We start from the raw sequence: 16,839 nt of genomic DNA on the forward strand, positions 1-16,839 counted from the left end.
TAAGTCAACGAAAGTATGTCGCGTTTGAGCGAAATTACGCCGTCTAGCGGCGTAAGTCGGACGCTGGAGACAGCCCAGCCCTTCCCTACCGCGGCCCGGTCGAGCTGCGCGCCACGAGCTTCGCGCTCAGCTGGATGTGCTGCGGGCGGCGCGGGGTGGCGCCGGCGGTGATGCGGTCCAGCAGGTGCTGCCCCGCGCGGGCACCCAGGTCGTAGGTGGGCTGCTCGACGACCGTCAGCTCCGGGCGCACCAGCGTCGTCCACGGCTCGTCGTCGAAACCGATCAAGGACACCTCGGCCGGCATGCGCAGCCCGCGGTCCTGCGCGGCCCGGTAGGCGCCGGAGGCCAGGACGTTGTCGGTGCACACCACGGCCGATGGGGGCTCGGGCAGGTCGAGCAGGCGGTTCATCGCGTCGTAGGCGGACTCGCGGTCGTACCGGGCCGACGCCACCAGGGTTTCGTCCACCGGCAGGCCCGCCGCGCCCAGCGCGGTCACGTACCCGCGCAGCCGCACGGCGCTGGGGAACAGGCCGCGCCGCCGGGTGCCCGACCGCACCCGCGCCAGCTGGTCGCCCGCCTCGGTGATCACGCCGATCCGGCGGTGCCCCAGCTCCAGCAGGTGCTCCACGGCCTCCGCCGCGGCGCGGTCGTTGTCCACGGTGATGCTGTCGGCGTCCGGCACGCCGCTGACCTGCCGGTCGATCAGGACGATCGGGACCCCGGCGCCCATCGCGTGCTTGAGGTGCGCCGCCTCGCCGGGCCGGGCGGCGGCGACGATCATGCCGTCCACCCGCTTCTCCGACATCACCGTGACGGCCCGCTGCTCGGCCGCCAGCTCGCCGCCGGTGTTGGCCAGCAGCACTTCGAACCCGGCCGGCGACGTCACGTCGGTGATGCCGCGCAACGCGGTGGCGAAGAACGGGTTCGCCACGTCGGTCACCACGACGCCGATCGTGTGCGTGCTGCCGGTGACCATGCTGCGGGCGAGGCTGTTCGGCCGGTACCCGAGCTCGGCCGCCGCCGCCAGCACGCGTTCCCGCGTCCGCTCGCTGACCTTCCCGTACCCGCCGAGCGCGCGCCCCGCGGTCGCCGTCGACACCTCCGCCAGCCGGGCGACCTCGATCAGCGAAGCCTCGTGCGTCGTCACCTGCGCGCCTCCCCCATCGGCGAAAACCGTTCGGGACGAATCCCTTGACTGAGGCTACCACCGACTGAGAAGGTTCTCACTCAGTAGCCAATGAGAAGGTTCTCACTCCCGCGAGGCTGAGCACATGACACTTCGGATCGGCGTCGACACCGGTGGCACGTTCACCGATGTCTGCGCTCTCGACGAGCACACCGGGCGCCTGCACGTGCGCAAGGTGTCCAGCACCCCGGACGACCCCGGCCGGGCGATCGTGACGGGGGTTTCGCAGCTGCTCGACGAGATCGGCGGCCGCGACCTGGGCGAGGTGACCTACTTCGCCCACGGCACCACCGTCGGCACCAACGCGCTGCTCACCGGGCGGGGTGCCCGCACCGGCCTGCTGACCACCGCCGGGTTCCGCGACCTGCTGGAGCTCGGGCGCGGCCGCCGTCCTTCCCTCTACGACCTCCAGGCGGACAAGCCCGCGCCGCTGGTGCCCCGTGACCTGCGGCTGGAAGCCGAAGAGCGGGTCCGCCACGACGGCCGCGTCGAGCGCGCCCTCGACCCGGAGAAGATCCGCGCTCTCGCCCGGCAGCTGCGCCAGCAGCGGGTCGAGGCGGTCGCGGTCTGTTTCCTGTACAGCTTCGTCGATCCCGGGCACGAGCAGACCGCCGAGCGGATCCTCGCCGAGGAGCTGCCGGGCGTGCACGTCTCGGTCTCCTCCGCGGTGCTGCCGGAGTTCCGCGAGTACGAGCGACTGTCCACTGTGGTCGTCAACGCCTACCTCGGGCCGGTCGTCGCCCGCTACCTCGTCCGGCTGCGCACCCGCCTCGCCGAGCTGGGGCTGCGGGTGACCCCGCACGTCACCCAGTCCAACGGCGGTGTCATCCCGTTCGAGACGGCCGAACGGACACCGTCCCGGATGGTCCTTTCCGGACCCAGCACCGGGGTGGTCGGCGCGGCCGGGATCGCCCGCGCCGCCGGTTTCCCCGACATCATCACCTTCGACGTCGGCGGCACGTCTTCCGACGTCTCGCTCGTGCAGGACGGCGTGCCCAAGGAGTCCACCGGGACCGAGATCGACGGGCGGCCGGTGCGCGCGCCGATGCTGGACATCCACACCGTGGGCGCCGGCGGCGGATCGATCGCCTGGATCGACGCGGGCGGCGCGCTCAAGGTCGGGCCGGGCAGCGCCGGCGCCGATCCGGGGCCGGCCTGCTACGGCCGCGGCACCGAACCGACCGTCACCGACGCCAACGTCGTGCTGCGCGTGCTCAACCCGGAGTACCTGCTGGACGGGCAGATGAAGATCGACGCGGACGCGGCGCGCACCGCCGTGGCGACGGTGGCCGGCCCGCTCGGCATGGACGTCCTCGACGCCGCGCAGGGCATCGTGCGGGTCATCACCGCCAACATGGCCCGCGCGATCCGGGTCATCTCCGTGCAGCGCGGCTACGACCCGCGCGACTACACCCTGGTGCCCTTCGGCGGGGCCGGGCCGCTGCACGCCGTGCGGCTGGCCCGCGAGCTGGGCATGCGCACCGTGCTGGTGCCCGAGACGCCGGGTGCGCAGTGCGCCGCCGGGCTGCTGATGACCGACATCCGCGCGGACTTCCTGCGCACCCGCATCATGGCTCCGGAAGAGCCGGGCGTCGCGGGGGTGTTCGCGGAGCTGGAGACCTCCGCGACGACGTGGCTCGCCGAAGAGAACGTGCCGCCGGAGCGCCGCCGCGTCGAGCGGTTCGTGGAAATGCGCTACACGGGCCAGAACCACGAGCTGGCCGTGCCGGTGCCCGACGGCGTCATCACCGCGGACACGGTCACGCAGCTGACCAAGCGGTTCACCGCCGAGCACGAACGGCTGTACGGCTACTCGGCCGCCGAGGACGCGGTGCAGGTCGTCACCTTCCGGGTGCGGGCCGTCGGCGAGGTGTCCCGCGCCGAGCTGCACCGCGCCCCGCTCGGGGACGCCGACGCGAGCGCCGCGGTCCGCGCCACCCGCGAGGTCTACCTGCCCGAAAGCGGGGGCTTCACGCCCTGTCCCGTCTACGACCGCTCGCGCCTGAACCCCGGGCACCGCATCGAAGGCCCGGCCGTGGTCGAGCAGATGGACACCACCACCCTGCTGCTGCCCGGCGACGTCGCCGTCGTCGACGAACTGCGCAACCTCGTCGTGACGGTGGGCCGATGACCCCCGCGACGGAAAGGAAGACCATGCAGGACCCCGTGCTGGTCGAAGTGATCGGCTCCGCACTGTCGTCCATCGTGGAGGAAATGAGCGAAACGCTGGTGCGCGCCGCCTACTCCACCAACATCAAGGAACGCCGCGACTGCACCGCGTCGCTGTTCGACGCCCGCGGCCGGATGCTCGCCCAGGACGAGGGCGGCTCGCCGCTGCACCTGGGCTCGCTGATGGGCGTCGTCGACGAGATCACCCGCCGGTACCCGGCCGGCACGATCGCCGACGGGGACACGTTCATCGCCAACGACCCGTTCACCGGCGGCGGTTCGCACCTGCCCGACATCGTGCTGGTGTCCCCGGTGTTCCTCGAGGGCGAGATCACCGCGTGGGTGGCGAACCTGGCCCACCACGCCGACTTCGGCGACCGCGGGCACGCCCACATCTTCCAGGAGGGCCTGCGCATCCCGCCGGTCCGGCTGATGCGCGGCGGCGAGCTGCAGACCGACCTGTTCGAGCTGATCCTGCTCAACTGCCAGGTGCCGCACGAGCGGCGGGCCGACCTGCGGGCGCAGATCGCCGCGAACCGGCTCGCGGTCACCCGCTTCACCGAGCTGGCGGAGCGGTACGGCCGTGACACGCTGGTCGCGGCGGGCGAGGCGCTGCTGGACTACACCGAGCGGCGCACCCGCGCGGCGATCGCGAAGGTGCCCGACGGGACCTACCCCTTCACCGACCGCTTCGACTGCCCCGAGCTGGACGACGAGCTCGACCTCGGCGTCACCGTGACCGTGCGCGGCGACGAGGTGACGTTCGACTTCACCGCCCCGCCGCAGGTCCGGGCCAGCGTCAACGTGGTGTGGACCGCGCTGTACGCGGCCGTCTACTACTCCCTCAAGACGGTGGTGGACCCGGACATCATCCCCAACGCGGGCCTGCACCGGCCGGTCACGATCAACGCGCCCCGGGGCTCGGTGCTCGACTGCGTGGAACCCGCCGCGGTCAACGGCCGCAGCGAAACCTGCCAGCGAGTGGTCGACCTGATCCACGGCGCCCTCGCCAACGCGGTGCCGGAGACCGTCACCGCCGCGAGCAACGGCGCCAACACCGGCGTGCACTTCTCCGGGGTGGACAGCCGGACCGGCCGCTACTTCGTCTACCTGGAAACGATCGGCGGCGGCTGCGGCGCGCGCCTGACCAAGGACGGCATGGACGGCGTCCAGGTGCACATGACCAACACCAGCAACCTGCCGGTGGAAGCCCTGGAAACCGAGTATCCGCTGGTGGTCGAGGAGTACGCGCTCGTCGACGGCTCCGGCGGTGACGGCCGCACGCGCGGCGGCATGGGCATCCGGCGCACGGTCCGGGTCGAGGAGGCCGACGTCCACTTCTGGCTCGACACCTCGCGGCAGCGGTCCCGGCCGTGGGGCCTGTTCGGCGGCGAGCCGGGCGAGAGCGCCAGCGTGGAGCTTTCCGAAGGGGCGCAACCGGTCGAGCACAGCTACACGCGCCTGCAGCCCGGCGACCGCGTCTCGATCCGGACCGCGGGCGCGGGCGGCTACGGGCCGCCCGCCGAGCGCGACCCGGACGAGGTGCGCCGGGACGTCGCCGAAGGCCGGATCTCCGCCGAGCGGGCCCGGACGGTGTACGGGGTGGAAGCGTGATCCGGACCGCCGTGCTCGGCTTCGGGGTGTCCGGGCGGATCTTCCACGCCCCGTTCCTCGCCGCCGACGACGCCTACTCGCTCGACTTCGTCGTGACGGGCAACGCCGGCCGCGCCGCCCAAGCCGCGGCCGAGTATCCACAAGCGACTGTCCTTTCCGGAGCGGACGAACTGTTCGCCCGGGCCGCCGAAGTCGACCTCGTCGTCCTCGCCACTCCGCCCGTGACCCACGCCGATCTCGCGGCGGCCGCCCTCGACCACGGACTGCACGTCGTGGTGGACAAGCCGTTCGCGGTCACCAGCGCGCAGAGCGAGGCCCTGATCGAGCACGCGCACCGGGTGGGCCGGGTGCTCACCGTGTTCCAGAACCGGCGGTGGGACGGCGACTTCCGGACCCTGCACCGGCTGGTCGACGACGGCGAGCTGGGCCGCGTGCACACCTTCGAGTCCCGCTTCGAGTGGTGGAAGCCGCAGGGCCCGCGGGACTGGAAGGCGGCCACGGGCGTCGCCGACGGTGGCGGGATCCTGTTCGACCTCGGCACCCACCTCATCGACCAGGCGTGCCGCCTGTTCGGGCCGGTCGAGCAGGTGCACGCCGACGTCCTCCGCCGCGGCGCGGGAGAGGGCGACGACGACACGTTCCTGGTGCTGGCCCACGAGAACGGCACCCGGTCCCGGCTCTTCATGTCCAGTCTCGCCGCGGTGCCCGGGCCGCGGTTCCACGTCCTCGGTGAGAAGGCCGGCTACACCAAGTGGGGCCTGGACCCGCAGGAGCAGGCGCTCAAGGACGGTGCCCGGCCCGGCGACGACGGCTTCGGCCACGAGCCCCGGGAGAACTGGGGCACGCTCGGCGTCCGCGGCGACACCCGGGCCGTCGAGCCGGAACCCGGGGACTACGGCCGGTTCTACCGCCTGCTCGCCGCCGCCATCGAGAACGGCGGCGAGCTCCCGGTCGACCCACGGGACGCGGTGGACGTCCTTCGCATCATCGAGCGGGCGCACGCCCGGAAGGGGGAACTTTCCCGATGACCGCAGGCAAGCACGTCGTGGTGGTGGGCGGGGGCGTGCTCGGCGTCTCCACGGCCACGCACCTGCAGCGCGACGGCGTGACGGTGGTGCTGGTGACCGAAGGCGAGCTGGCCGACGGCGCATCCGGGCGCTCGCTTTCGTGGCTCAACTCGGCCGGGTCCCGCTCGGCCGCCTACCACGCGCTGCGGATGGCCGGCATCGACCGGTACCGCACGCTCTTCGCCGCCGACCCCACCCGCGACTGGCTCCGCTTCGACGGCGGCCTCCACTGGGGCGCCGACCGCGGCGCGATGGAAGACCGGCACCGCGCCGAACTCGCGCACGCGTACGACTCCAAACTGGTCTCACCCGCAGAGATCCCCGGCCTCGACCCGGCCGCGGCCCCCGAGTCCGCTGTGTACAACCCCGGCGAGGGCTGGGTTTCCCTGCCGCACCTGATCGAGCACCTGGCCGCCGAGTTCACCGGGCTGGGCGGGGAGATCGTCACCGGCGCCGGCCCCGCGAGCGTCACGACCGGCGGCGGAGCCGTCACCGGGGTGACCACCACCGACGGGCAGCGGTTCGACGCGGACGCCGTCGTCGTCGCCTGCGGCGCGGCCACCCCGTCGGTGGTCGCCGGGCTGGGAGTGTCCATTCCGGACGCTTCGCCGCTGTCGATGCTCGTGCTGACCGAGCCGGCCGACACGGCGGTGCGCACCGTCATGAACACCCCGCGCGTCGCTCTGCGCCCCAACCCGGGGAACACCTTCGCCCTCGACCACCACTGGTACGAGGACCGCATCACCGAGGCGGCCGACGGCACCTGCACGATCGACGAGTCGGTGGTCAAGGAACTGACCGCCGAGGCGTCCGCCCTGCTGGCCGGCGGGGTCACCCTGACCGCCGCGTCCTGGAAGCTCGGCCGCAAGCCGGTTCCGGGCGACGGCGAGCCGGTGCTCGGTGCGCTGTCCACGGTGCCGGGCTGCTTCGTCGCCTTCACCCACTCCGGCGCCACGCTCGGCCTGATCGCCGGTGAACTGCTGGCCGGCGAGATCCGCACCGGCGAACCCCACCCCCTGCTGGCGTCCTTCCGGCCGGACCGCTTCCGGCCCTGACTTCCCGAGGAGATCCCGTTGACCGACCACGACACCCGGGAGAGCACGGCCGCCGGGCCGCCCGGATCCGATCTGCGCTCGCGGCGCAGGGTCCTCCTGTCCGCCATGCTCGGCAACGTCGTCGAGTACTACGACTTCGGCCTCTACGGCACGCTGGCGGTCATCATCTCCCGCCAGTTCTTCCCCGCGGGTGACTCAAGCGCGGCCCTGCTGTCGACCTACGCCGGGGTGGTGCTGTCCTACGCGCTGCGGCCGCTGGCCGCGATCGTGCTGGGCCCGCTGGCCGACCTCAAGGGCCGCCGGTTCGTGCTGCTGCTGACGATCGCCGTGATGAGCGTCGGCACGGCGGGCATCGGCCTGCTGCCGAACTACGCGGCGATCGGCATCGCGGCGCCGATCATCCTGCTGCTGTGCCGGATGCTGCAGGGCATCGGGGCCAGCGTCGAGTACACCACGGCCGCCAACTTCATCTTCGAGCACGAGCGCGGCAACCGGCGCAACTACCTGGCCGGGCTCAGCGTGGCGTCCACTTCGGTCGGTCCGCTGCTCGCGACCCTGGTGGCCTATTTGGTGATCTCGGCGATGCCGGCCCCGGCGTTCAACGCCTGGGGCTGGCGGATCCCGTTCCTGCTGGCGATCCCGATGGCGCTCATCGGCATCTACATCCGCCGGCACGTCGAGGAGACGCCGCAGTTCAAGGAAATGGCGGAGCTGGCCGAACGCAGCAAGGTCAAGCAGACGCCGTTCCGCACGGCGGTGCGCGAGCACTGGGGCGCGATGCTGCGCGCCATCGGCCTGGGCGCCGGCCAGCGGGTGGGCTCGTTCGTCATCCAGGCCTACTTCGTCACCGCGATGGTGAAGGCCGGGTTCGCCGAGAACAACGCGCTGCTGGCGTCCCTGCTCACCTACGCGATCGGGCCGCTCCCGGCGATCTGGGGCGGCAAGCTCGCCGACAAGCACGGGGCACGGATCCCGCTGGTCGTCGGCTACGGCCTGTTCGTCGTGCTGACGGTGCCGACGTTCCTGGCCATCGGCTCGGGTTCGCTCTGGCTGGCGGTGGTCGCGGTGGTCGCGTTCACCTTCATCAACAACTTCGTCGGCGCCCCCCTGACCACCGCGTACGTGATGAGCTTCCCGGCCGAGGTGCGGGCCAGCGCGTCGGCGCTCAACTACAACATCGGCACGACCGCGCTGGGTTCGACGGCCGGCCTGATCGCGGTGTGGCTGTTCGGCCTCACCGGCAGCAACGCGGCCTTCGGCTGGTACATGACGGTGATCTGCGTCGTCTCGATCCTGGTGGCCCTGTTCGCCATGCCGCACGCGGTCGACGAGCGGCGGCGCAGCTCACTGACGGAGGCCTGATGGACCGGCAGACGGCCGCCGAACTCGCCCGCCGGGCGGCCTACGGCCCGAAGGAGCCGGTCGAGGCCCGCCACGGCATGGTCGTGACCTCGCACCCGCTGGCGGTGCGGGCCGGCCTCGACGTCCTGCGCGAGGGCGGCACGGCCGGTGACGCCGCCCTCGCCGCGGCCGCGACCCAGCTGGTGGCCGAACCGCACATGACGGCCCTGACCGGCGGGCTGGAAATGCTGTACTACGACGGCGAAACCGGCGAGGCGGACTACCTCAACGGCAACGTGGCGGCCCCGCTGGCGCCGCTGCCCGGGTTCACCGGCGCCGACCTGACCACCGGCCGGGGCGTGCCCGTCCCCGGCTGGTGGCCGGCCTTCCGGGCCGCGCACGCACGGTTCGGCCGGCTGCCCCGCGCGAGGTTGCTGCGCGACGGCATCGAGCTGGCGCGGGACGGCTTCGAGGTCAATCCCTCCCTGTTCGGCGAGATGTACGCGCACCGGGCGGAGCTGGGCTGTCACGAGCAGGGACGGGAGGCGTTCCTGCCCGAGGGAACTCTCGTGGCGCCCGGAGGGACACTGCGTCAGGAACGCGTCGCGCGCACGCTGGAGCGGTTGCGGGACGAGGATCTGGACTACTACCTCGGCGACTTCGCGCGGGCGTTCAGCACCGAATGCCGGCGCGGCGGCGGCGTGATCACGCCCGATGACTTCGCCGCCTACGAGGCCCGCTGGCACACCCCGCTGCGGGGCACCTACCGGGACGCCGAGATCGTCACGTCCGCGCCGCCCGACGACGGCGGGTGCCAGCTCATCGAGGCGCTGAACCTGCTGGAGCTGTCGGACCTGCCTTCGTGGGGGCCGGCGCACTCGTCGGCGGAGACCCTGGAGCTGCTGACGGACGTGCACGACGAGGTGTACTACGCCCCGCCGCGCACCGCGGCCACCGACGTGGAAACCCTGCTGTCCAAGGAGTACGCGGCGCGGCGGATGGCTCGGCTCGGCACCGCTCCTCCTTCTGGGCCGGTGCCGGTACCCGGCACGATCCACGTCACCGTCGTGGACGCGCAGCGCAACGTCGCCTCGGTGACGCACTCGCACATGGCCTCGCCGTGGGTCAACGGCCTGTTCGCCGAGGGCTTCCAGCTTTCCGGCGGCGGATCGTTCTTCCAGCGCGCGATGCCGTGGCCGGGCGAGCGCGCCGCGGTCTACCTGGCGCCGAACCTGGTGCTGCGGGACGGCGTACCGGTCATCGCGTCCGGGTCGCCGTCGGTGTCGCTGGTCGCGTGCGTGCTGCAGAACCTGGTGCACCTGCTCGACTTCGGTCTGTCCATCGAGGACTCGGTGGCGGCGCCCCGGTTCGGGGTCCGGCCGCACGAACCCGCGTCCGGCTGGCTGCCGGGCGTGACGCTCGAGCACGGTTTCGGCCCCGGCGTCGCCACGGAGTTCCGCCGCCGGTGCGCCGGGCGCGGCCGGTGGCTGCGCGACCTGGGCCCGTGGCACTCGCTGACCGGCAACTTCGAAGGCATCACGCTCTCCGGCGATTTGCTGCGCTCCTGCGCGGACCCCCGCCGCAACGGCGCGGCGGAAGGTTACTGAGCGCAGACGTGCGCGGTGGTGCCGCCGACTCCGGTGAGGACGGCCCGCGTCACGCGCTCGGAGAAGTCCGGACCGGACGGCGCATGCCGGAACAGCGCCCGCAAGAGGATGGGTCCGGCGAACAGGTCGATCACCAGGTCGACGTCGTCGACGTGCACATCGCCGCGCTGCTCCGCCTTGCGCAGCACGGCGATGCACGCCTGACGGCGAGGTGCCCAGACCGCGTCGAGGAACTCCTGGCGCAGTTCCGGATCGTCGGCGAGGTCGGCCAGCAGGGCGGGCAGCACCCGGCGCATGGCGGGGTCGTCCAAGCCGAGCCGCAGCGCCTCCAAGTGCCCGGCGATGTCGCAGCCGAGGCAGCCGGTGTCGATTTCCGTGACCCCGACGCGGTCGCGCGCCATGGCGGCGACCACCAGGCGCTGCCGGCTCTTCCACCGTCGGCGGATGGCGGGTTTGGTGGTGCCGGCCCGCGTGGCGATGGCTTCCATGGTCAGCGCGGCGTAGCCGGTTTCGCGCACCAGCGCCGAGACCGCGGTCAGCACGGCCTCGTCGATGCGCTCGTCGCGGTGCCGTGGCATCGCGCCTCCCTGCTGGTCCGCGGTCACGCCACCTTACCGGAGCTGGAGCACCACCTTGCCGAACGGCCCACCGCGTTCCAGCAGCCGTAGCGCGTGCGAGGCTTCGGACAGCGGGAGGCGCTCGTCGACGACGGGAGAAAGCGCGCCCTGCGCCCACAATTCCGTGATCACCCGCCAGGACGTCCGCAGGTCCTCGGGCGCCACCGAGTTGAGGCTGAACGCCAGCACGGCCGGCGAGGTGTGGAACCGCCCCAGCAGAGCGGGAAAGAAGCCGGGTGCCGGAAGTCCTCCGGCGGCACCGCACAGCACGTACCGGCCGTTGTCGCGCAGCGATTCGAGGTAGGGCACCACGCCGGGACCCGCGACCGGGTCGATCACCACGTCGTAGGTCTCTCCGGAGACGGCGGGCGAAGTCCGGTCGATGGTCAGCCGGGCACCCAGGGCCCGCAGCCGCTCGCCCCGGGCCGCCGAGGAAGTGACGGCGGCGACTTCGGCTCCACGGGCGGCGGCGATCTGCGTGGCGAGCACGCCGATCCCGCCGCTCGCGCCGCGGACCAGGACGTGGTCGCCCGCTTTCGTGCCCGCCCGGGCGAGCGAGATCTCGGCGACGAGCGAGTTCACGCCCAAGGCGACGGTGTCGGCGGCGTCGGCGCCGTCGGGCACCGGCAGGACCCGTGCGGCGTCGGCGACCGCCAGCTCCGCGTAGCCGCCGAACGCCGGCAGGGCCAGTACCCGGCGGCCGATCAGGTCTCCGGCCACGCCCGGTCCGGCCGACCGCACCTCGCCGACGACCTCCACCCCCGGTATCGAGCCGGTCGCCGGAGAACCCGGGTACTCACCTCGCCGCAGCATGACGTCCACGAACCCCGCGCCGGCCGCCTCGGCCTCGACGACGACCTGGCCGGGCCCGGCAACCGGCTCCGGCACGGCGGCGAGCTCGAGCTGCCCGGACGACTGTACGACGACTGCTCGCACGGTGACCCACTTTCTCATTTCGTTTCGATTCGGATCGAAACGTAATGCGAGTGGTCAAAGCTGTCAAGGGTGGCACCAGCCGTCCAGGCTCCGCTCAATTCCCCGCGACGGTCTTGAGGAGGCTCTGTTCGCGGACCGCGGACGCCGACAGCGTCTTGTAGCCGTGGTCGTCGAACACGACGGTCACCTTGTCGTCGTCCGCGGACATCACCGTGCCGCGGCCCCACTCCGCGTGCTCGACCGCGCTGTTGGCGGGAAAGGCACCGCTGCCGGACGGTTGCGCCTGGGCGGTACCGGCGGCGCACGTGTCGCAGTTGCCGCAGGGCCGGTCGAGCTGCTCTCCGAAGTAGCCGAGCAGGTACTGCCGGCGGCACCCGGTCGTCTCGGCGTAGCCGCGCATCATCTCGATGCGGGACCGGGTCAGGCGCTGGTGGGTTTCGGCGACCTCGACCCCCCGCTCGACGGCCTGCCCGGGGTCCGCGGCGGCATCCCGGTATTCGAGGCGGCCGTCGGCGGTGACGCCGACCGTTCCGGTCTGCTCCAGCAGGTTGACCGCCCGGGTGCGCTGGGCCGCCGAGACGTTCACCTCCTTGCCGAGCTCGGCCGGCTTCACGGGCGCGTCGTGCCCGGCGAGGGTGGTGGCCACCTCCGCCAGCGCCTGCTCCGGTGCTTTCGCCGCGGTGAGGAACTTCTGCCTGCCCAGGTCCCGAGGCCGGTGGTACAGCGTGATTTCGGCCGGTTCGCCGTCGCGGCCGGCGCGGCCGATCTGCTGGTAGTAGGTGTCGAGCGACTCCGGCGCCGACGCGTGCAGCACGAACCGCAGGTCGGCCTTGTCGATCCCCATCCCGAACGCCGAGGTGGCCACGACCGCGTCGAGCTCGCCGCGCAGGAACTGTTCGTGCACCCGCTCGCGGTCGGCCGCCTTCATCCCGGCGTGGTAGGCCGCCACGCGGACGCCGGCCGCGTCGAGCTCCCCGGCGTAGGTTTCGGCGTCCTTCCGGCTGGTGACGTAGACCAGCCCCGGCCGGGTGGCCGGATCCGCGGTCAGCGCCCGCGTCCGCGTGAGGACGGCCTGGTGCCGGTCGTCGTCGTTCGGCAGCGGGTCGACGCCGAGGCGCAGGTTGGGGCGGTCGAAGCTGGCGAGCACCTCCCGGTGGTCGCGCAGTCCCAGCCGCCGCACGATGTCGGTGCGCACGGGCAGCGCCGCGGTCGCGGTCAGGGCGATCACGCGCGGGTGCCCGAGCCGCTCGACCACCGGCGCCAGCCGCAGGTAGTCCGGCCGGAAGTCGTGCCCCCACGCCGAAACGCAGTGCGCCTCGTCCACCACGAACAACGACACCCCCAGCTCGGCGACGGCGTCGAGGACTTCGTCGGAGGCGAGCTGTTCCGGGGACAGGAACAGGTATTCGGCGGTACCGCGGCGCAACGCCTCCCAAGCGTGCTCGCGCTCGGCGGCGCGCTGCGTGGAGTTCAGGGCCACGGCTTCCGGGGCACCGCTGTCCTCGATGCCCTCGATCTGGTCGTTCTGCAGGGCGATCAGCGGCGACACCACCAGCGTCGGACCGTCCAGGAGCAGCGCGGGCACCTGGTAGATCGCCGACTTGCCGGCCCCGGTGGGCAGCACGGCGAGCACGTCGTGCCCGGCCATCACCTGCTCCATCGCTTCCAGCTGCTCACGGGTCAGCCGGGACCAGCCGAAGTTCTCGGCCGCGATCCGCTGGAGTTCGTCGCGTCTTCCTGCCATCCGCCGCAAGTACCCGTACTTCGCGGCCGGAAACGAGAGCGTGGCCGGTGCTGCCGGAGGTTTCGCCGGGCGCGATCGGGGCAGCCTCCGGGTCCGAGCGAAGGAGGTGCCGCGGTGACCGAACCGCACCAGCCCTACGACCCACCCCAGGACACCGGCGCGCCGGACGCGGTGGAGACCGATCCGGCGGCGCTGAACAGCGCCGAAGACCTCGACGAGGACCGCCTTCGCCAGGATCCTCTCGAAGAGGCCATGGACCCGCCCGAGCACTGGACCGGTGTCACGAAGTACGGCATGACGCCGTGGGAGCAGGCCCACGACCGCCCGCTCGGCGACCGGTTGGCCGAGGAGCGGCCCGACGTCGACGCTGCGACGCCCGCGGTGCGCGAGGGCGACTTCGGCGCGAGGGATTACGAGGAAGAGCTCGGCATCTCCGCCGACGTCGCCGGCGGCTCGATGCCGGAGGAGATCCGGGAACCCCTGCCGCCCGAGTGAGCCCAGGACGGCGCCACGTTCCCGGCTGTTTTCGCCGCGATACCGGGTGGGACCGGCGCACTCGTCGTTCTCGTGGCCGGTCCCACCCCGCGTCGGTGCCGCGCCTCAGCCGGCTTTCGCACGCATCAGCGGGCGGCCTCGGCGCGGGAACCTACCTCAGTTGCCCTGGCTCGTGCCGCCGTCGGCCACGCCACTGGCGGCGCAGTTGTACGGGGACTCGCCGCTGGCCTCGTGCTCGCCCGGCGACAGGACCGGCACGCCGATGCCGTTCGCGACGTCGCGGACCGGCACCTGGACGCCGAGCACGTTGACGTTGTTGTCGCAGAACCCGACCGTGGCGTTGACGTTGTGCAGCGCGTCGGTGTTGTTCAGGTTGAGCAGGCCGAGCTGGCCGTTGGAGTCGTACGCGTGGTGGTGCTCCCAGCCGTCCGGGGTGTCGGCGGCGGCGACGCCACCGGCCAGCAAAGCGCCGGCCGCCATGGCGGTCGTGACGAAACCGATCTTCTTCAGCATGCGTGAACTCCTCGAATGAACAATTGCGTTGGACTGAGCGGCAGCGAATGGTCCGCGTCGCGCGAAGCGAAAACTACTGGCGTTTCCGCACATTGTTCCACCGGGGGACACCATCGTGTGATGACCGCGATCCGCTGACCGCGCAGTCATTGGTCCGATCGGGTTCTTCCGGGTCGGCACAAAAAGCTTCGACGCCGTGCATCGATCGGCGGGGGCCGGGAGCTCCGACCCGGATTCGACGACGTCACCTTCGACCTCGTGTCGGTGCAGTACCACGCCCTGAAGGCGGGCCACGGCTACGGCCAGTACGTGCGCGACGCCGACAACGCGGGGCGGCAGGACATCGCCGGCTTCTTCCGCAAAGTGATGGAGGAGGACTCCGCGCGAGCCAAGCAGTGCCACGAATTCCTGAAGGAGCTGTCCGGCAGTTCGGAGTCCGGTCCGGCGGTCTCGTGAATCGGCGGTCTCATCGTCCCGCCGGCCGGGCGGGACGATGAGACCCGGCTCCGGCTTTCGTCGCTTCGCACACAATGCGTTCCCGGCCGCTGTTTGTCCGCCGGCCGGCCGGGTAATGGAGGGGCATGCCCCTCAGCACTGCGTGCACGGTCTGGCAGGTGCGGCTCGTCGACGACGCCCGCTTCCGGGTGCGGTACTGCTGCCGCGGCGGTCCCGCCGGCACGTTCGACCTCTTGCTGACCTCGCCCGCGGCTGCGGATCTGCCCCCGGTCGACGACGCCGACCTGGTGCTCGCGGCGGCCGGCGTGCTCATCGACCGCATGCTGCTCGGCGGGCTCGCCCTGCCGGACGAGTACGACCTGGAGACGCTCGCCCGCACGGATCCCGCGTTCGTCCCGGAGCTGCGCCGGCGCCTGGGCGTGCCCGACGCCTTGACGCAGCCCCGGTGACAGCGGTCAGTTCTGCCCCGGATCGGCGGGACCGCTGTGGTGCTGGAGCGCCAAGCCGCGCTCACGGTCGAAGGTCACCGCGACTCCGCCGCCGACGAGCGGGCACAGCCGCAGCGCTTCGCGGGTGACGGCGTCGTAGAGCGAGTCGGTGCTGGCGCCGGGCAGGTACACCTCGACGGTCGCGCGCAGTTCGTAGCCGCCGTCGTGGCGGGCGGCCAAGGTGACCTTGGCGGTCACGACGCTTTCGCCGGCCTCCACCGCCAACGACGTCGCGGCGATCGTCAGCGACTGGTGCAGGCAGGTGGCCAGCGCCGCGGCGTAGAGGCGCTCCGGGTTCAGCGGATCGGCGGTGCCGTCGCCCGGCTCGCCGACGGCGTAGGCCAGGTCGCCCCGGCCGTCGACCCGGACGCTTCCCCGGCTGGAGGTCGCCTCCGTCGAGTAGATCTCGTCAGCCATCGCGTCTCCGCTCAGAGGATCGGCGTGCCACCGGTCACCGCGACGCGCGCCCCGGACACGTAGCTGCCGTCGTCGGAGGCGAGCAGCACGTACACCGGCGCCAGCTCCGCCGGCTGGCCCGCCCGGCCCAGCGGCACCTGCTGCCCGAACGACTTCACCTGCTCCGCCGGCATCGTCGACGGGATCAGCGGCGTCCAGATCGGCCCCGGCGCCACGCTGTTGACGCGGATTCCCTTCGGGCCGAGCAGCTGGGCGAGCGCGGCGCACATGTTGGCGACGCCCGCCTTCGTGACGTCGTAGGGCATCAGCTGCGGACTCGGGTTGTCGGAATTCACCGACGAACTGCCGATGATCGACGCCCCGGCCTTCAAGTGCGGCACGGCGGCTTTGGCGAGGTGGAAGAACGCGCTGAGGTTGGTCGCGAGCGTGTGGTCCCACTCCTCGTCCGGGATCTCTTCCAGCGTTTCGTGCGTCATCTGGAAAGCGGCGTTGTTCACCAGGACGTCGAGCCGGCCGAACTCTTCCACCGCCCGGGCGACCAGGGCCCGGCAGTGCGCCGGATCGGCGACGTCACCGGGCACGACGACGGCCTTGCGCCCCGCCTCCTCCACCCAGCGCCGCGTCTCTTCCGCGTCGTCGTGCTCGTTCAGGTAGGAGATCAGGACGTCGGCCCCCTCCCGCGCGTACGCGATCGCCACCGCGCGGCCGATCCCGCTGTCCGCACCGGTGATGAGGGCGGCCTTCCCGGTCAGCTTGCCGGAACCGCGGTAGGTGTGCTCCCCGTGGTCGGGCCGCGGGGTCATCTCCGCCGTCGACCCGGGCGGGCTCTGCTGCTGGGCGGGCTGGGACACGGAGTCCTCCTCGGGCGACGGGACACGACGGTTCCTGGTACCCCCGCGACTCCGTTTCACACGATCCGAGACCGCGTTCACTCGCACGGTTAACCGTCCGCTAACCGGGAACGCTGGCGGCGACCGCCGGTCCCGGCGTGCCCCGATCCGACGACGGAGGGATCACCGTGTTCCGTCACACGAAACTGCTGCAGTTCGAAGCCAAGCCCGAAAAGCCCGACCCCGTCTACGCCCACAAGCTCCAAGAACTCATCGGCGGCGCCTACGGCGAGATGACCGTGAC

At 72.1% G+C, this 16,839-nt stretch carries 17 protein-coding genes; 10 read left to right on the forward strand and 7 right to left on the reverse strand.

Annotated features, from left to right (window positions below; translation table 11 throughout):
- Window positions 1-85: 85 nt before the first annotated feature.
- The gene (locus AB0M83_RS04410) at window positions 86-1,147 is read right to left on the reverse strand and encodes a LacI family DNA-binding transcriptional regulator (RefSeq protein WP_364512311.1); all 1,062 of its coding nucleotides are present in this window, start codon (window positions 1,145-1,147) and stop codon (window positions 86-88) included.
- A 124-nt stretch (window positions 1,148-1,271) separates the two neighbouring features.
- Here AB0M83_RS04410 and AB0M83_RS04415 point away from each other — a divergent pair, with 124 nt between their 5' ends.
- Genes AB0M83_RS04415 through AB0M83_RS04440 form a run of 6 tightly spaced genes read left to right on the forward strand, consistent with a single transcriptional unit; the run spans window position 1,272 to window position 10,039 of the window.
- Complete coding sequence (locus tag AB0M83_RS04415; protein ID WP_364512313.1) at window positions 1,272-3,317, forward strand: hydantoinase/oxoprolinase family protein; 2,046 nt, start codon at window positions 1,272-1,274, stop codon at window positions 3,315-3,317.
- On the forward strand, window positions 3,314-4,969 hold the full coding sequence (locus AB0M83_RS04420) for a hydantoinase B/oxoprolinase family protein (RefSeq protein WP_364512315.1): 1,656 nt from the start codon (window positions 3,314-3,316) through the stop codon (window positions 4,967-4,969). The genes AB0M83_RS04415 and AB0M83_RS04420 overlap by 4 nt, the downstream gene beginning before the upstream one ends.
- Window positions 4,966-5,997: a Gfo/Idh/MocA family oxidoreductase gene (locus tag AB0M83_RS04425; protein ID WP_364512318.1), complete on the forward strand. Its 1,032-nt coding sequence runs from the start codon at window positions 4,966-4,968 to the stop codon at window positions 5,995-5,997. Before AB0M83_RS04420 ends, AB0M83_RS04425 begins: the two co-directional genes overlap by 4 nt.
- Window positions 5,994-7,091, forward strand: coding sequence for an FAD-binding oxidoreductase (locus tag AB0M83_RS04430; RefSeq protein ID WP_364512321.1), 1,098 nt, complete (start codon window positions 5,994-5,996; stop codon window positions 7,089-7,091). Before AB0M83_RS04425 ends, AB0M83_RS04430 begins: the two co-directional genes overlap by 4 nt.
- Before the next feature lie 18 nt (window positions 7,092-7,109).
- Window positions 7,110-8,453, forward strand: a complete 1,344-nt coding sequence (locus AB0M83_RS04435) for an MFS transporter (protein ID WP_364512323.1) — start codon at window positions 7,110-7,112, stop codon at window positions 8,451-8,453.
- Window positions 8,453-10,039: a gamma-glutamyltransferase gene (locus AB0M83_RS04440; protein WP_364512325.1), complete on the forward strand. Its 1,587-nt coding sequence runs from the start codon at window positions 8,453-8,455 to the stop codon at window positions 10,037-10,039. The genes AB0M83_RS04435 and AB0M83_RS04440 overlap by 1 nt, the downstream gene beginning before the upstream one ends.
- On the opposite strand, the gene AB0M83_RS04445 is transcribed toward AB0M83_RS04440, so the two are convergent.
- From AB0M83_RS04445 to AB0M83_RS04455, 3 genes are all read right to left on the reverse strand, one after another.
- The gene (locus tag AB0M83_RS04445) at window positions 10,033-10,617 is read right to left on the reverse strand and encodes a TetR/AcrR family transcriptional regulator (RefSeq protein WP_364512328.1); all 585 of its coding nucleotides are present in this window, start codon (window positions 10,615-10,617) and stop codon (window positions 10,033-10,035) included. The genes AB0M83_RS04440 and AB0M83_RS04445 overlap by 7 nt on opposite strands.
- A gap of 33 nt (window positions 10,618-10,650) precedes the next feature.
- Window positions 10,651-11,592, reverse strand: a complete 942-nt coding sequence (locus AB0M83_RS04450) for a zinc-binding dehydrogenase (RefSeq protein WP_364512331.1) — start codon at window positions 11,590-11,592, stop codon at window positions 10,651-10,653.
- Window positions 11,593-11,686: 94 nt separating this feature from the next.
- Window positions 11,687-13,336 (reverse strand): RecQ family ATP-dependent DNA helicase, encoded by a 1,650-nt coding sequence (locus tag AB0M83_RS04455; protein ID WP_364512334.1) that lies wholly within the window; start codon window positions 13,334-13,336, stop codon window positions 11,687-11,689.
- A 114-nt stretch (window positions 13,337-13,450) separates the two neighbouring features.
- Between AB0M83_RS04455 and AB0M83_RS04460 the strand changes: the two genes are divergently transcribed.
- Window positions 13,451-13,831: a hypothetical protein gene (locus AB0M83_RS04460; RefSeq protein ID WP_364512337.1), complete on the forward strand. Its 381-nt coding sequence runs from the start codon at window positions 13,451-13,453 to the stop codon at window positions 13,829-13,831.
- Between the two features lie 156 nt (window positions 13,832-13,987).
- Here the strand turns inward: AB0M83_RS04460 and AB0M83_RS04465 are convergent, their stop codons facing one another.
- Complete coding sequence (locus AB0M83_RS04465; protein ID WP_364512340.1) at window positions 13,988-14,344, reverse strand: hypothetical protein; 357 nt, start codon at window positions 14,342-14,344, stop codon at window positions 13,988-13,990.
- A gap of 258 nt (window positions 14,345-14,602) precedes the next feature.
- Here AB0M83_RS04465 and AB0M83_RS04470 point away from each other — a divergent pair, with 258 nt between their 5' ends.
- Window positions 14,603-14,800 (forward strand): acyl carrier protein, encoded by a 198-nt coding sequence (locus tag AB0M83_RS04470; RefSeq protein ID WP_364512343.1) that lies wholly within the window; start codon window positions 14,603-14,605, stop codon window positions 14,798-14,800.
- A gap of 125 nt (window positions 14,801-14,925) precedes the next feature.
- Window positions 14,926-15,249 carry a hypothetical protein gene (locus AB0M83_RS04475; RefSeq protein ID WP_364512346.1) on the forward strand — a complete coding sequence of 108 codons (324 nt, stop codon included), beginning with the start codon at window positions 14,926-14,928 and terminating at the stop codon, window positions 15,247-15,249.
- Window positions 15,250-15,255: 6 nt separating this feature from the next.
- Here the strand turns inward: AB0M83_RS04475 and AB0M83_RS04480 are convergent, their stop codons facing one another.
- Entirely contained in the window at window positions 15,256-15,705 is a 450-nt protein-coding gene (locus AB0M83_RS04480; RefSeq protein WP_364512349.1) for an OsmC family protein, read from the reverse strand.
- 11 nt (window positions 15,706-15,716) lie between these two features.
- The gene (locus tag AB0M83_RS04485) at window positions 15,717-16,508 is read right to left on the reverse strand and encodes an SDR family oxidoreductase (protein ID WP_364512375.1); all 792 of its coding nucleotides are present in this window, start codon (window positions 16,506-16,508) and stop codon (window positions 15,717-15,719) included.
- Between the two features lie 215 nt (window positions 16,509-16,723).
- Between AB0M83_RS04485 and AB0M83_RS04490 the strand changes: the two genes are divergently transcribed.
- Window positions 16,724-16,839 (forward strand): manganese catalase family protein (locus tag AB0M83_RS04490; protein WP_364512377.1); only part of this gene is annotated, 116 nt, incomplete at its 3' end.

The organism is Amycolatopsis sp. NPDC051106 (assembly GCF_040682775.1).
In the GTDB taxonomy this organism is placed as follows: Bacteria; Actinomycetota; Actinomycetes; order Mycobacteriales; family Pseudonocardiaceae; genus Amycolatopsis.

Bases quoted from the DNA above. Each gene is read 5' to 3' on its own strand.
- AB0M83_RS04445 (WP_364512328.1), bottom strand. From the start codon at position 10,617: ATGCCACGGCACCGCGACGAGCGCATCGACGAGGCCGTGCTGACCGCG.
- AB0M83_RS04475 (WP_364512346.1), top strand. From the start codon at position 14,926: ATGCCCCTCAGCACTGCGTGCACGGTCTGGCAGGTGCGGCTCGTCGAC.
- AB0M83_RS04480 (WP_364512349.1), bottom strand. From the start codon at position 15,705: ATGGCTGACGAGATCTACTCGACGGAGGCGACCTCCAGCCGGGGAAGC.
- AB0M83_RS04485 (WP_364512375.1), bottom strand. From the start codon at position 16,508: ATGACCCCGCGGCCCGACCACGGGGAGCACACCTACCGCGGTTCCGGC.
- AB0M83_RS04455 (WP_364512334.1), bottom strand. From the start codon at position 13,336: ATGGCAGGAAGACGCGACGAACTCCAGCGGATCGCGGCCGAGAACTTC.
- AB0M83_RS04415 (WP_364512313.1), top strand. From the start codon at position 1,272: ATGACACTTCGGATCGGCGTCGACACCGGTGGCACGTTCACCGATGTC.
- AB0M83_RS04430 (WP_364512321.1), top strand. From the start codon at position 5,994: ATGACCGCAGGCAAGCACGTCGTGGTGGTGGGCGGGGGCGTGCTCGGC.
- AB0M83_RS04440 (WP_364512325.1), top strand. From the start codon at position 8,453: ATGGACCGGCAGACGGCCGCCGAACTCGCCCGCCGGGCGGCCTACGGC.
- AB0M83_RS04465 (WP_364512340.1), bottom strand. From the start codon at position 14,344: ATGCTGAAGAAGATCGGTTTCGTCACGACCGCCATGGCGGCCGGCGCT.
- AB0M83_RS04420 (WP_364512315.1), top strand. From the start codon at position 3,314: ATGACCCCCGCGACGGAAAGGAAGACCATGCAGGACCCCGTGCTGGTC.